Genomic DNA, 14304 nt, shown 5'->3' on the forward strand with positions numbered 1-14304 from the left:
GCCCGCCGCATCAGAAACGTTTCGTCTTTCTCCGTCCGCGTCGGCCGCGGACGTCGTCCCCGTGGAACCCACCCCGTCCCCCCGAACCCGGTCGCCCCCCGACCGTGACGGACCCCGGCCACCCGCGCGACCGGAGCTCTGCCACACCGTAACGGCTCATGTGCGGTTTGTGGATGACTCGCGTAGACGCGGGCGGCAGACCCGGACCGCCCCACGGACCGTGCTGTCGGCCAAAAGGTCACCCGCCGTACACTCCCCGAGTGACCGTCACCGCTACTTCCGTGGGCCAGCCGGACCAGCTGGAGCCCCAGGCCGCGCGAGCCTCGCGCCGCGCCCGGCTCCAGCGCCTCGTCCCGGCCGCCGCAGCCGCGCTCTCCGGAGTGCTGCTCTACGTCAGCTTCCCGCCGCGCACCCTGTGGTGGCTGGCGCTGCCGGCCTTCGCCGTCCTCGGCTGGGTGCTGCGCGGACGCAGCTGGAAGGCGGCCCTCGGCCTCGGCTACCTCTTCGGGCTCGGTTTCCTGCTGCCGCTCCTCGTGTGGACCGGCGTCGAGGTCGGCCCCGGCCCCTGGCTCGCCCTGGTCGCCATCGAAGCGGTCTTCGTCGCCCTCGTCGGCGTGGGCGTCGCCACCGTGTCCAAGCTGCCGGCCTGGCCGCTGTGGGCGGCGGCGCTCTGGATCGCCGGCGAGGCGGCACGCGCACGCGTGCCCTTCCGCGGCTTCCCCTGGGGCAAGATCGCCTTCGGCCAGGCGGACGGCGTCTTCCTGCCGCTCGCCGCGGTCGGCGGCACCCCCGTGCTCGGCTTCGCCGTCGTCCTGTGCGGTTTCGGCCTGTACGACGTCGTGCGCCTCGTCCTCGAACGGCGGCGCACGGGCGAGGTGCGGCGGTCGGCGGCCGCACTGGCCCTGCTCAGCGTGGCCGTCCCGGTCGTCGCGGCCGTGGCCGCGCGCCCGCTGGTCAGCGACAAGGCGGAGGACGGCACCGCGACGGTGGCCGTCATCCAGGGCAACGTCCCCCGCCTCGGTCTGGAGTTCAACGCCCAGCGCAGGGCCGTCCTCGACTACCACGCGCGCGAGACGCAGCGTCTGGCCGCCGAGGTCAAGGCGGGCAGGATCGCCCGGCCCGACTTCGTGCTGTGGCCGGAGAACTCCTCCGACATCGACCCCTTCGCCTACCCCGACGCCGCCGTGGTCATCGGCAACGCGGCCAAGGCGATCAACGCGCCCATCTCGGTCGGCGGGGTCGTCGAGCGGGACGGGAAGCTCTACAACGAGCAGATCCTGTGGGATCCGGTCAAGGGACCGACCCAGACGTACGACAAGCGGCAGGTCCAGCCGTTCGGCGAGTACCTCCCGCTGCGCTCGCTCATCGGCGCCATCAACGAGAACTGGACGTCCATGGTCCGCCAGGACTTCAGCCGGGGCAGCAAGCCGGGCGTGTTCGACATGGACGGCACCGAGGTCGGCCTCGCCACCTGCTACGAGGCGGCCTTCGACTGGGCCGTGCGCGACACCGTCACCCATGGCGCCCAGCTGATCTCCGTGCCCAGCAACAACGCCACCTTCGACCGCAGCGAGATGACCTACCAGCAGCTGGCCATGTCCCGCGTCCGCGCCGTCGAGCACAGCCGGACCGTCACGGTGCCCGTGACCAGCGGCGTCAGCGCGATCATCATGCCGGACGGGAAGATCACCCAGAAGACCGGCATGTTCGTCGCGGACTCCCTGGTGCAGAAGGTGCCCCTGCGCTCCTCGCGGACGCCGGCGACCGAACTGGGCATCCTGCCCGAAGTCGCGTTGATGCTCGTCGCCCTCGGCGGCCTGGGATGGGCGGCCGGCGCCGGGCTGCGGGCCCGGCGCCGTGCGACCGGCTGAACACACGGCCCCGATAGGGTCGCGGTATGCCGACTCCTGACTTCATCACCGAGATCCGGTCCTCAGCCGGCCACGGACTGCTCTGGCTGCCCGGCGTCAGCGCCGTCGTCTTCGACGACGAGGGGCGGGTGCTGCTCGGACAGCGCGCGGACAACCATCAGTGGTGCCTGATCTCGGGCATCCCGGACCCGGGCGAGCAGCCCGCCGACTGCGCGGTACGGGAGGTGTACGAGGAGACAGGCGTGCACTGCGTGCCCGAACGCATCGTCGTGGTCCGCGCCGGACGGGAGGTGGAGTACCCGAACGGCGACAGGTGCCAGTTCATGGACGTCACCTTCCGCTGCCGGGCCGTGGGCGGCGAGGCGCGGGTCAACGACGACGAGTCCGTCGAGGTGGGCTGGTTCGCGCTCGACGCCCTTCCGCCGATGCACGAGCGGCAGCTGTTCCGGATCAAGCAGGCACTCTCCGACGAACCCACGTGGTTCGAGACCACGCCGTCCAGCTGAAGTATGGCGGGTGACCACATGGGGCGAGAACCCGTCTCTGCCTAGGGTCACCACATGACTCCGCCCCAGGTCACCGCCCCCGGTCATGCCGCCCCCCTGCTCGACCTCGGCGGTCGTACCGCTCTCGTCACCGGCGCGGCCGGCGGCATCGGACGCGCCTGCGCGCTGCGGCTCGCGGCCGCCGGGGCCAAGGTCCGCGCCGTCGACCGGGACGCGGCGGGACTGGAGACGCTCGTCGGGGACACGGCCGGCCTGCCCGGCCCGGTCGAACCGTACGTCCTGGACCTCACCGACCTGGACGCCGCCGAACTCGCCGCCGCCGGGACAGACGTCCTGGTCAACAACGCCGGACTACAGCGGGTGTCCCCGATCGAGGAGTTCCCGCCTGACGTCTTCCACACCGTGCTCACCGTGATGCTGGAGGCGCCGTTCCGGCTCATCCGCGGAGCCCTGCCCCACATGTACGGGCAGGGCTGGGGCCGCATCGTCAACGTGTCCTCCGTGCACGGACTGCGCGCCTCCGCCTACAAGTCGGCATACGTCGCCGCCAAACACGGGCTCGAGGGCCTCTCCAAGACCGCCGCCCTCGAAGGCGCACCCCATGGTGTGACCTCCAACTGCGTCAACCCCGCCTATGTGCGCACCCCACTCGTGCAGCGGCAGCTCGCCGACCAGGCACGGACACACGGCATCCCCGAGGAACGCGTCCTGGCCGAGGTGCTCCTGCGGGACAGCGCCGTCAAACGGCTCATCGAACCGGAGGAGGTCGCCGAGGCCGTCGCCTACCTGTGCGGCCCGCAGGCGTCCTTCGTCACGGGCGCCTCGCTCGTCCTCGACGGCGGCTGGACCGCACACTGAGCGCCGGGCCGCCCCGCGCCGGCGCGGTTGTCCACAGGGCCGACGGGGCGGCCCGGCGATGAGGAATCCTGTGAGCATGTCCCGCGATCGCATGAAGGGCGCCACGGCAGCCCCCGGCCCCGCCCACGACGTCGACGCGCCGTTCCTCGAACTGCTCGCCCGGGGAGCGGCCGCCGAGGCGTACGACCGGCCCGTGCTGCTCGCACGCGCCGAGGGAGGGGACGGGGAGCGGATCGCCGCACTCGAACACGCCAAACTCCTCGCGCTGCGCGTGCGCTCGGAACTCGAGGGCCGGCGCCGACGGGAGGCCGAGCTGTCGGCGCTGTTCGAGACGGCCCACGACCTCGCGGGCCCACGCGACGTGGACGCCGTGCTCCAGGCGATCGTGCAACGCGCCCGCTCACTGCTCGGCACCGACATCGCCTACCTCAGCCTGCACGACCCGGCCCGGGGCGACACGTACATGCGGGTCACCGAAGGCTCGGTCGCCGCCCGCTTCCAGCAACTGCGCCTCGGCATGGGGGAGGGCCTCGGCGGCCTGGTCGCCCAGACGGCCCGCCCCTACGTCACCGACGACTACTTCCGCGACGACCGCTTCCGGCACACGACGACCATCGACGCGGGCGTACGCGACGAGGGACTGGTGGCGATCCTCGGCGTCCCGCTGACCCTGGGACCCCACGTGATCGGCGTGCTGTTCGCCGCGGACCGGCGCGCCCGCGTCTTCGAACGGGAACAGATCGCCCTCCTCGGATCCTTCGCCGCCCTTGCCGCGGCCGCCATCGACACCGCCAACCTGCTCACCGAGACCCGCTCGGCCCTGGCCGGCCTGGAGCGCGCCAACGAGATCATCCGCGACCGCAGCGCCGTCATCGAACGTGCCTCCGACGTCCACGACCGTCTCGCCGAACTGGTTCTGCGCGGGGGCGGGGTCCACGACGTGGCAGCCGCGGTGTCCCAGGTGCTCGACGGCACCGTGGAGTTCCTTGAGGACGCGCCGGCCGACGCGCTGAAGGCATCCCGCGCGGAGGGCCACGCCGTGCGCCATCAGGACGACTGGATCGCGGCGGTGGCGGCGGGCGGGGAACTGCTCGGCGCTCTGGTGCTGCGTGGCCACCCGGGTCTCGACCCGGTCGACCAGCGCACCCTGGAACGGGCCGCGATGGTCACGTCCCTGCTGCTCCTGGCCAGACGCTCCGCCGCCGAGGCCGAACAACGCGTGCGCGGCGAACTCCTCGACGACCTGCTCGAGGCCCGCGACCGCGACCCGCGCCTGCTGCGCGAGCGCGCCGCCCGGCTGCACGCGGACCTCGACGCGACCCACGTCGTCCTCGCGGCCCGCCTCGACGCCGCCGGACCCGACGCCGACCAGGAAGCGGCCGCACGCCGTCGCCTGTGGTCCGCCGCCTCCCACCTCGCCGCCACCCGGCACGGCCTGGCCGCCAGCCGTGACGGGGGCACCGTCCTGCTGCTCCCCCTCGAACCGGGCGACACGGCAACGGAGTCGGCCCGCCGTACCGCACTGCACCTCGGCACCGCCGTCCAGGAAGCGGTCACCGTCGGCGCGTCCGCCCCCGTGCGCGGCCTGGCCGCCGACCCGGACGCCGTGGTCGCCGCGTACGCGGAGGGCCGCCGCTGCCTCGACGCACTGCGGCTGCTGGGCCGTTCCGGCGACGGTGCGGCCGCCGAGGACTTCGGCTTCCTCGGCTTGCTCCTGGCCGGCGACCGGGATGTGGCGGGCTTCGTGGACCGCACCATAGGACGGGTCGTCGCCTACGACGAGCGGCGCGGAACCGACCTGCTGCGCACCCTCGACGCGTACTTCGCCGCGGGCATGAGCCCGGCCCGCACCAAGGACGCACTCCACGTCCACGTCAACACGGTGGCCCAGCGACTCGAACGCGTCGGCCGCCTCCTGGGCGACGACTGGCAGAGCCCCGCCCGCACACTGGAGATCCAGCTCGCGCTGAGACTGCGTACGTTGGCGACCCCCGCACCACACTGACCCCCAGCACCACACTGACCACCGCCCGCACCGAACTTCTTGCCCGTACCGGCCCCTGCCCGTACCGGCCCCCCGTGCGCGTTCCCCTCCCTATACGCGCTGCCCCCGCACGCGTCGGTTCCCGTACGCGTCCGCCCCCGCACGCGTCGGTTCCCGTACGCGTCCGCCCCCGCACGTGTCGGCCCCCGTACGCGCGGCCGGCGTACGGGGGTGACTGTGTGGGTGGGAGCGAAGACCGGACCGGGGACGGGACCAGGGACGCGGTCAGGAGAACGGGATCGAGGCCGGGATCGAGGCCGGGGCCGGGGGCGGGATCAGACCGCGCGAGCGTCCGTGGCGGGGGTTCGGGTGTGGTCCGTGTCGGCGGAGGGGTCACTGCCGGCCGGATCGCCGGCGGCCAGGTCGCGGTGACGGGTCTCCTTGGCCACTCCCACGGCGACCACCGTCAACAGGGCGGCGGCGATCACGTACAGGGCGATCGGCGTGGAGCTGTCGTAGTCGGCCAGCAGCGCGGTGGCGATCAGCGGCGCCGGCGCTCCCGCCGCCACCGAGGCGAACTGGGCGCCGATGGAAGCGCCGGAGTAGCGCATCCGGGTCGCGAACATCTCGGAGAAGAAGGCGGCCTGGGGTGCGTACATCGCCCCGTGGAGCACCAGACCCACCGTCACGGCGAGCACGAGACTGCCGAAGGCGCCGGTGTCGACGAGCGAGAAGAACGGGAACATCCACAGCCCGATGCCGACCGCGCCCAGCAGATAGACGGGGCGCCGCCCGATCCGGTCCGACAGCGCACCCCAGGCGGGGATCACCGCGAAGTGCACGGCGGAGGCGATGAGCACGGCGTTGAGCGCGGTCTGCTTGGAGACACCGGCTGAGGTGGTCGCGTACACGAGGATGAACGCGGTGATGACGTAGTACGAGATGTTCTCCGCCATGCGCGCGCCCATCGCGACGAGCACGTCACGCCAGTGGTGCCGCAGCACCGACACCAGCGGCAGTGGTTCCGCCTCCGTCGTACGCACCGCCTTGCGGGCCTCGGCCTGCGCCAACGCCTCCTGGAACACGGGGGATTCATCGACAGACAGACGTATCCACAAACCGACGACCACCAGCAGCCCGGAGAGCAGGAAGGGGATCCGCCAGCCCCAGGAGGCGAAAGCGGCGTCGGAGAGCACGGCGGTCAGCAGGGACAGCACACCGGTCGCGAGCAGTTGCCCGGCGGGCGCGCCCGTCTGCGGCCACGAGGCCCAGAAACCGCGCCGCCGCGCGTCCCCGTGCTCGGACACCAGCAGAACGGCTCCGCCCCACTCGCCGCCGAGGGCGAAGCCCTGGACCAGCCGAAGCATGGTCAGCAGCACGGGCGCGGCGCTTCCGACGGTCGCGTGCGTCGGCAGCAGCCCGATCGCGAAGGTCGCCCCGCCCATCATCAGCAGGCTCAGCACCAGCAGTTTCTTGCGCCCGAGCCGGTCCCCGAAGTGCCCGAAGACCAGGGCTCCGAGCGGCCGCGCGGCGAAACCGACGGCGTAGGTGAGGAACGACAGGAGCGTGCCGACGAGCGGGTCGGAGCCGGGGAAGAACAGTTTGTTGAAGACGAGGGCGGCAGCGGAGCCGTAGAGGAAGAAGTCGTACCACTCGATGGTGGTGCCGATGAGGCTCGCGGCGACGATGCGCTTGAGGCTGGCGGGGGGTGGGGGAGCGGTTGTGGCCGATGCCATGTGCGCCACTTCCTCGTGTGTGGTGGGGACGGGTGGGTGTCCGCACACCGTAGGAACGCGCAGGTCAGGGGCACATGTGGTGGGGCAACACAGTTCGAGGGTCGGCTATGGGCGTGCGGCCACCATGCCGGCTCGGGGAAGGGCGCTTCAGGCGCCCGAGGCGGTCGAAACGAGTATGTCCGGGTCCGCACCTGGTCCGGATCTTCACGCCGTCCATGCTCTGCTCAGTCGTCTTGGCGGCCGGTGAAAAGGTCACAGAGGCTCCGCCCACGATCACGGCGCGGAGCCCCTGCGCGGTGGAAGGGAGATCCGCTCCGCGGAGGTTCGGACCCACGACGCGCGGTCGCTCCAGCTCCGCTCTCCTCGCCGCCCGCACCTCGGAGAGGGCGGGACTCGGAACTCCTCCGGGCTGTTGGTTTCGGAGAGCCCGGTCTCGGCATCCCGCAGTCGAACGCGCTCACCGGCAGCGATCCACGGATGGCGGCCGTCACAGAGCAGTGACGCGCCGAGTTGCTGCGCGACCGCTATCTGCGTCCACTGGAGACGGAGGGGATTGCGGTGCGCTCATCGAGAGGCCGGTGCCGGATACCCGGAGAGGGACGGCAGATCCGCGTCGTCGCCCGCGGCGCACCCGTCCATGTCCGCGCCGTCCCCCACCGGCTGCGCCGTTCGGGTGGCCGACCGGCACCGGCCTGGACGCTCCGGACACCGCGGTGGAGCTCGGGCGAGTCTCCGCGGCACACGAGGCGGAGGCCGTGGAGGCCCGGCCCGGGGCCCGGCAGGACGCAGAACGCCGAGCCGCCGCCCCGGATGCCGTCATGCCGGTCACCGGCCGGGGCCGGGACCCGCGGCGGAACATCGGTGACCGAGTACAGGGTGGTGTTCAGCGGTGGAGAAGCGGATGACGGAGCTCAGTGAAAGCCACGACGATCCGTTCGCCCTGCACCTCGCGGCCCTGGCGGTGCTGGACGACCGGGGAGTCGTGGTCGGGTGGAACCAGCAGGCCCAGGAACTGCTCGGCCATCCGGACACAGCAGTCATCGGTCGTCCGGCATGCGAGGTCCTCGTCGATCCGCGCGATCTGCCGGCTGTCAGGGAGGCAGCGGCGATCTGTAGGAGAGCCGGCGGCTGGTTCGGCGTGCTCAAGGTGCGCCATCGCGACGGGCGACTGGTGGAGATGGGGCTCAGAGCCCATGCGCTGTCACGCGGTGACCGGGTCCGCGAGTGGTTTCTCGCGGGGGCACTCGCGGTTGACGTCATGGACTGGCAGGTGGACCTCGCGGTTCTCGACGGGTTGTACCGCCGGTGCCCGATCGGCCTGGTCATTCACGGCCCCGACCTGAGGCTTCTCCGGGTCAACCGGGCCGTCGAACGCTTCAGCGGCGTCCCGGCAGCAGACTTCAGGGGGCTGCCCACCGGGCGGATGCTCCTCCCCGACGACGCACGCAAGGCCGTGGACCGGGTGCGCCAGGTGATGGAGACCGGAAGCCCTTTGGTCTACTCCGAGCAGTTCGCCCGGCTGGAGCAGGATCCCGAACGCGAGCGGGTCGCGTTGGTCTCGTCCTTCCGGATGGAGGATCCCGTCGGGCGCGTCCTGGGCGTGGCCGAGATGATCGAGGACATCACCGCACGTCATCGGGCCCAGAGTCGGCTCGCGCTCCTCGACCAGGCCGGCAGCCGTATCGGAACCACTCTTGACGTGGCGGACACCGCCCGTGAACTCGCCGAGGTGATGGTGCCTCACCTCGCCGACCATGCGTCGGTGGACCTGTTCCAGCCGGTGACGCGCGGTGAGGAGTTGACACGGACCCTGGCAGGGCCTCTGGTACGAGTGGGGGCCTGTAGCGTCGGTGCCCAGCAACCCGGCCCGACCCACCCCCAGGGCGAGCCGGTGCAGTTCGCGCCCGACACCCCCCAGGCCCGATGCCTGGCCGAAGGACGCCCCGTGCTGGAACCGGTTCTCCCGCCCGACTGGTTCTCCGCGGAAGGCCGTCGCAGGACCCGTGTTCCGGAACTGGGCGTCCACTCACTGATCGTGATGCCTCTTGCCGCGCGTGGCCTGGTGCTGGGCGTGATGACCCTGTGGCGTTCGCGCCGTCCCGACCCCTTCGAGACGGACGATCTCACCCTCGCCCAGGAACTGGCCTCGCGTGCCGCCGTCGCCATCGACAACGCCCGGCGCTTCACCCAGCAGCAGCAGACCGCGTTCACCCTACAGAGCAGCCTCCTGCCCCGGGCGGTTCCGGAGCAGTCGGCCGTCGAGGTGGCCCTGCGGTACCTGCCGGCCAGCGCGGCCCCGGGACTGGGCGGTGACTGGTTCGACGTCATCCCCCTGTCGGGGGCCCGGGTCGCCGTTGTCGTCGGCGACGTGGTGGGACGCGGCATCCATGCCGCCGCCACCATGGGGCGGCTGCGTACAGCCGTACACACGCTCGCCAGCCTCGACCTGGAACCGGACGAGGTCCTCTCCCGCCTGGACGACCTGGTCAACCTGCTGGCGGCCGAGCAGGAAGCGACCGGCGAGCGGCCCGTGGGCGAGCAGGTCGTCGGCGCCACTTGCCTGTACGCCGTGTACGACCCGGTCTCCGGGCGCTGCTCCGTGGCCCGCGCGGGTCACCCGCCGCCCGTGCTGACCGCTCCGGACGGGCGGGCGGCTCCGCTCGAACTGCCCGCCGGCCCACCGCTCGGCCTGGGCGGCCTGCCGTTCGAGGCCCGGGAGATCGAACTGGCCGAAGGAAGCCTGCTGTGCCTGTACACCAACGGAGTCATCGGCGAACGCACCATCGATGCCGATGTCGGCCTGGCCAAGCTGTGCGCAGCGCTCACCCACCCCGCGGACGCCCTGGAAAGGACATGCCAAGCGGTGATCGACGCGCTCGTGCCGTCGCGGCCCAGCGACGACGTCGCGCTGCTGATCGCCCGCACCCGGATGCTGCCACCGGAGGACGTCGCCTCCTGGTCTCTCCCACCGGGACCTGCCGGTGCCGCCCGGGCCCGGGCACTGACTTCGGCCAAACTGACCGAATGGGGCCTGGAGCACCTGGCGTTCACCACCGAGCTGATCGCCAGCGAACTGGTCACCAACGTCTACCGATACGCCGGCGGTCCTGCGACCCTGCGGCTGATCCGTGAACGGTCTCTGGTGTGCGAGGTCAGCGACACCAGCCACACCTCACCCCACCTGCGCCGTGCCCGGACCACCGACGAGGGCGGGCGCGGCCTGTTCCTGGTAGCCCAGATGACCGAACGCTGGGGTACCCGCTACACCCGCGAGGGCAAGACCGTGTGGACCGAACAATCACTGGCAGGCATGCCCGCCTGACCGTCTCGGGCCATACCGGGGTTCCGGCTGATGGCTGCTCCCGGCCCGGGGCTCGCCGACGACTACTCCTGGCCGGGGACCGCCATCTCCCCGAGCAGCGACCAGTCGTGCTGCGGCACGGTCACATTGACGATGCGCGGCGTCTCGGCCAGATGGGGCGGCAGCGTCCGCTGCGCGGCCTTGAAGTGCGCGGACTGCACATGCGTGACGGCGGCCTCGTCGTCGCGGAAAGCCTCGATCAGGACGTACGCCGTCGGGTCCTCCACACTGCGCGACCAGTCGAACCACAGGCAACCGGGCTCGGCGCGCGTGGCCCGGGTGAAGTCGGCGGTGATCTCGGGCCAGTGGTCGGCGTGCTCGGGACGCACTCGGAACTTGGCGGTGATGAAGATCATGGGATTCCTTCGCTGAAGTCTGTGCGTTGCTCGGCGCGGCGCCTCCACCCGTGTCAACCGGGGTGGGTACACGACGGACACGGGGACGGGCCGATCCGCGGGGCGGGCGCGACTTCGCCTGCTTTCGCGCCGTGCCACCAGGGCTCGCGCGACAGGATCGTACGACCTCGAAGCCTGCGGTCGCCGGCTCGCCGACCCGCGAGGCGGACGCGTCGCACCACCCCCGGCACAGCCACGCCGCCCCGCCCCGCCCCCGCTGTCGGGGTCATTCGGCCGCGGCGAGCAGCCGTGCCTCGCTCTCTTCGTACAGCCGCCGGTTCTCGTGGCTGTCGGCCGGGCGGTGCTGTCGGTCCAGACGGCTGCCCAGCCAGCCCGCCAGATAGCCGAACGGGATGGAGACCAGCCCGGTGGACTGCATGGGGAACAGGTGGAAGTCGGCGTCGGGGAAGACGGCGGACGGTGTGCCCGAGACGGCCTTGGAGAAGATCATCAACAGCAGGGCGCAGGCCGCGCCGCCGTAGAGGGTGGCGAGCAGGCCGGTGCGGGTGAATCCTCGCCAGAACAGGGAGTAGGTGAGCGCGGGCGCCACGGCGGAGGCGCCTATGCAGATGGCCAGAGTGGTCAGCACGCCGACGTCCCAGTGCTGGACCAGGGTGGAGAGCACGATCGCGACGGTTCCCACGACCACGCTCGTCCACGCCGCCACCGTCATCTCCGTGCGCGGCGGCGCCTGCCCCCGCCGCGCCGCATGGGCGTACAGATCGTGGGCGAGTGACGAGGCAGCGGCCAGGGTCATTCCCGCGACCGACGACAACAGGGTGATGAAGACCATGCCCGCCACGGCCGAGTAGAGGATCGTCGTGCCTGCGGAGCCGGGGGCTCCGCCGAGCGTCTGCGACAGCATGAGCAGCGACGTTCTGCCGTTCGGGTCGGCCGCGGTGATGGCCCGCGACCCCACCAGCGCCGCCGCGCCCGTCCCCATGACGATCACGAGCAGGCAGAACGTGGTGACCGTGCCGACCGCCCACGACATGGAGCGGCGCACGGCCGGCACGTCCTGCGCGGAGTACAGACGCATCGTGATGTGGGGCAGGCAGGCCACGCCGAGGACCACGGTGACCTGGAGACCGACGAAGTCGAGCCGGTCAATGGTCGAGGTGCCCAGCTGAAGGCCCTGCTGGAGGTAGGCGGGGCCCGTGCCACTGCCGTGCTGGGCGGCCCTGAGGACGTCGCTGGGGTTCCAGTCGAAGCGGTTCAGTACGAGAGCGGCGACGACGACGCTGGTGCCGAGCAGGAGGACGATCTTGATCATCTGCATGAGGGCGGTGCCTCTCATGCCGCCGATCGCCGCGTAAATGATCATCAGGCTGCCGACGATGACGATGCACGCCGTCCGGGCGCCCGTCACGTGCGGGAGGTCGAGGATGAAGGTGAGCAGCGACCCGGCTCCGGAGAGCTGGACGACCAGGAAGGGCAGGGTCGCCGAAAGCGTCACCACGCAGGCTGCGACGCGCACGGACCGCTCCGGCATGTTGCGGGCCAGGACGTCGCCCATGGTGAACCTGCCCGCGTTGCGCAGGGGTTCGGCCAGCAGGAACATCAGCAGTACCAGCGACAGGGCGGTGCTGACCGCGAGAACGTAGCCGTCGTATCCGGCGAGCGCGATGATGCCGGTGGTGCTCAGGACCGTGGCGGCCGAGATGTAGTCGCCCGCGATCGCCAGGCCGTTCTTGAGCGGGGTCAGCGAGAGGTAGCCGGTGTAGAAGTTCGTCAGGTCGTCGCGGTCCGGTCCCGTCATCACGCACATCATCAGCGTGACGGTGACCAGCGTGGTGAAGAGAACCAGGACGGTGGCCTGTGTCCCGGAGTCGTTCATCTCGCCACCTCCGTGTTCCGGCCGGTGGGGACCGCACGCTCTCTGACGGCGCGGGCCAACGGATCCACCGAGCGTCGTGCGCCGCGTCCGTACCAGGAGACCGCCGCGAAGGTGACGACGAGCTGGAAGACCCCCAGGGCCATTCCCAGGCTCATCTCTCCGACGATCGTGGCCCCCATCAGCTCAGGCGCGTAGCAGGACAGCACGACATACACCACGAAGGAGCCGAGCGCGGCGAGCGTGGCCGTTCGACGCAGCCGGCGGTAGGCCGAGCGGAGTGCGGCGAGGTCGGCACTGTGCCGATGAGGCTCGTGCCTGTACGCCTCGTCCCGAGGGGCTTGCCCGTACGAGTTCGCGTTCGCGTTCCCGTACGAGTTCGCGTTCCCGTACGAGTTCGCGTTCCCGTACGAGTTCGCGTTCCCGTACGAGTTCGCGTTCGCGTTCGCGTAAGAGTCGTACCGAGGGACGTGGTGGCCGTACGTCCGGGGCTCGGTGTGGGGCAGCGGCCATCCCGTGGGTGATGGCGGATTTCGGTTCTCGTCGGCGTACGTCATCGCCTGGCCTTCCACTGCGGCTCGGATCCGTGGAGGTGAACGGGGAGGAATGGTTCTGGCGGCGCACCATACCGACCAGTTGGGATGTCTGTGATCCCCCTGGGGGTCACGTTTCGGGGTCGATGCGGTTCCCCCCGGGCGGATCAGCGGGCGGGGTCGAGGAGGACCTTGCGGACGCCGGAAGCGCGGCTGTTGAACAGTTCGTACGCCGCGGGGCCCTCGGAGAGGGGGAAGCGGTGGGTGACCACGACCTCCGGGGTGATCCGGCCGGCCTGGGCGAGAGGGATCAGAGCAGGGAGTTCGTAGTGGATCGAGCACAGCCCGATGGCGAACTCCAGCTCCTTCACCTGGGCCAGTCCCATGTGGAAGGGAAAGGCCCTGTTCTGGCTGACGCCGATGACACTGACGCGTCCCGCCTGCCGGACGGCCTTGAGGGCGAGCTCGATGGTGGCGTCCGAGCCCACGGCCTCCACCACGGCGTCCGGTCCGCGTCCCGCGGTCATCTCCCGTATGGCCGTCCGTGCGTCCTCCCCCTCGACCGGCTCGACGCCCAGGATGGCGGCGAAGGCACGGCGCTCCGCGACCAGGTCCGCGCCCAGCACACGGGCGGCGCCCATCGCGAAGGCGGATTGCGCGGCCATGAGGCCGACCGGGCCCAGACCGATCACCAGCACCGTTTCACCGGGCTGGATGCGGGCGCGGCGGCATCCGTACCAGGCAGTGGGAGCGTTGTCCGTCAGGACGACGGCGGCCTCGTCGGAGATGCCTTCGGGCAGGTGCACCAGGTTGATGTCGGCGTGGGGCACGGCCTGCGCCTGGGCCTGACTGCCCGGAAGGTGCTGGCTCACTCCGTAGCAGAGGTCGGTCGGGGCATGGGCTCGCTCGCACCGTGCGGTGAGTCCCCTCGCGCAGGTCCTGCACAGAGTGCAGCCGACCGAGGCGGGAACCATGACCCGGTCGCCGGGCTTGAAGCGGGTGACCTGGTCGCCGACGTCGACGACCACGCCGACGCACTCGTGTCCCGGTGTGTAGCCGGTCTCCGGGCTGAATCCGTTGCCGCCGTAGATGTGCAGGTCACTGCCGCAGATACCGGCCGTGGTGACCTGGACGACCGCGTCGGTGGGGCTGGTGACGGCCGGGTCGGGTACGTCTCCGTACCGGATGTCGTGGGGGCCGTGGTAGGTCAGTGCCTTCAATGGATG

10 protein-coding genes are annotated in these 14304 nt (G+C 71.3%); 5 read left to right on the forward strand and 5 right to left on the reverse strand.

The genetic code is table 11. From position 1 onward, the window contains the following. The first annotated feature begins 260 nt into the window (after window positions 1–260). From lnt to OHS71_RS36330, 4 genes are all read left to right on the forward strand, one after another. Window positions 261–1871 (forward strand): apolipoprotein N-acyltransferase, encoded by a 1611-nt coding sequence (lnt, locus tag OHS71_RS36315; protein ID WP_328483556.1) that lies wholly within the window; start codon window positions 261–263, stop codon window positions 1869–1871. 26 nt (window positions 1872–1897) lie between these two features. After that, window positions 1898–2377 carry an NUDIX hydrolase gene (locus OHS71_RS36320; protein WP_328483557.1) on the forward strand — a complete coding sequence of 160 codons (480 nt, stop codon included), beginning with the start codon at window positions 1898–1900 and terminating at the stop codon, window positions 2375–2377. 54 nt (window positions 2378–2431) lie between these two features. Next, window positions 2432–3235, forward strand: a complete 804-nt coding sequence (locus tag OHS71_RS36325; protein WP_328483558.1) for a 3-hydroxybutyrate dehydrogenase — start codon at window positions 2432–2434, stop codon at window positions 3233–3235. 76 nt (window positions 3236–3311) lie between these two features. Continuing rightward, a complete protein-coding gene (locus tag OHS71_RS36330; RefSeq protein WP_328483559.1) occupies window positions 3312–5240 on the forward strand; it encodes a helix-turn-helix domain-containing protein in 1929 nt (642 codons plus the stop codon). A 314-nt stretch (window positions 5241–5554) separates the two neighbouring features. On the opposite strand, the gene OHS71_RS36335 is transcribed toward OHS71_RS36330, so the two are convergent. Next, the gene (locus tag OHS71_RS36335) at window positions 5555–6955 is read right to left on the reverse strand and encodes an MFS transporter (protein WP_328483560.1); all 1401 of its coding nucleotides are present in this window, start codon (window positions 6953–6955) and stop codon (window positions 5555–5557) included. Window positions 6956–7856: 901 nt separating this feature from the next. Here OHS71_RS36335 and OHS71_RS36340 point away from each other — a divergent pair. Next, window positions 7857–10277 (forward strand): SpoIIE family protein phosphatase, encoded by a 2421-nt coding sequence (locus OHS71_RS36340; RefSeq protein WP_328483561.1) that lies wholly within the window; start codon window positions 7857–7859, stop codon window positions 10275–10277. 62 nt (window positions 10278–10339) lie between these two features. Here the strand turns inward: OHS71_RS36340 and OHS71_RS36345 are convergent, their stop codons facing one another. The 4 genes from OHS71_RS36345 to OHS71_RS36360 all read right to left on the reverse strand — a co-directional run bounded on the left by OHS71_RS36345 (window position 10340) and on the right by OHS71_RS36360 (window position 14298). Further along, window positions 10340–10672, reverse strand: coding sequence for a putative quinol monooxygenase (locus OHS71_RS36345; protein WP_328483562.1), 333 nt, complete (start codon window positions 10670–10672; stop codon window positions 10340–10342). Between the two features lie 265 nt (window positions 10673–10937). Then, window positions 10938–12548, reverse strand: coding sequence for a sodium/solute symporter (locus tag OHS71_RS36350; RefSeq protein WP_328483563.1), 1611 nt, complete (start codon window positions 12546–12548; stop codon window positions 10938–10940). Further along, window positions 12545–13102: a DUF485 domain-containing protein gene (locus tag OHS71_RS36355; protein ID WP_328483564.1), complete on the reverse strand. Its 558-nt coding sequence runs from the start codon at window positions 13100–13102 to the stop codon at window positions 12545–12547. Before OHS71_RS36355 ends, OHS71_RS36350 begins: the two co-directional genes overlap by 4 nt. Window positions 13103–13245: 143 nt before the next feature. Continuing rightward, window positions 13246–14298, reverse strand: a complete 1053-nt coding sequence (locus OHS71_RS36360) for an alcohol dehydrogenase catalytic domain-containing protein (RefSeq protein WP_328483565.1) — start codon at window positions 14296–14298, stop codon at window positions 13246–13248. Window positions 14299–14304: the final 6 nt, after the last annotated feature.

It is taken from the genome of Streptomyces sp. NBC_00377, assembly GCF_036075115.1.
In the GTDB taxonomy this organism is placed as follows: Bacteria; Actinomycetota; Actinomycetes; order Streptomycetales; family Streptomycetaceae; genus Streptomyces.

Bases quoted from the DNA above. Each gene is read 5' to 3' on its own strand.
- OHS71_RS36320 (WP_328483557.1), top strand. From the start codon at position 1,898: ATGCCGACTCCTGACTTCATCACCGAGATCCGGTCCTCAGCCGGCCAC.
- OHS71_RS36325 (WP_328483558.1), top strand. From the start codon at position 2,432: ATGACTCCGCCCCAGGTCACCGCCCCCGGTCATGCCGCCCCCCTGCTC.
- OHS71_RS36330 (WP_328483559.1), top strand. From the start codon at position 3,312: ATGTCCCGCGATCGCATGAAGGGCGCCACGGCAGCCCCCGGCCCCGCC.
- OHS71_RS36335 (WP_328483560.1), bottom strand. From the start codon at position 6,955: ATGGCATCGGCCACAACCGCTCCCCCACCCCCCGCCAGCCTCAAGCGC.
- OHS71_RS36340 (WP_328483561.1), top strand. From the start codon at position 7,857: ATGACGGAGCTCAGTGAAAGCCACGACGATCCGTTCGCCCTGCACCTC.
- OHS71_RS36345 (WP_328483562.1), bottom strand. From the start codon at position 10,672: ATGATCTTCATCACCGCCAAGTTCCGAGTGCGTCCCGAGCACGCCGAC.
- OHS71_RS36350 (WP_328483563.1), bottom strand. From the start codon at position 12,548: ATGAACGACTCCGGGACACAGGCCACCGTCCTGGTTCTCTTCACCACG.
- OHS71_RS36355 (WP_328483564.1), bottom strand. From the start codon at position 13,102: ATGACGTACGCCGACGAGAACCGAAATCCGCCATCACCCACGGGATGG.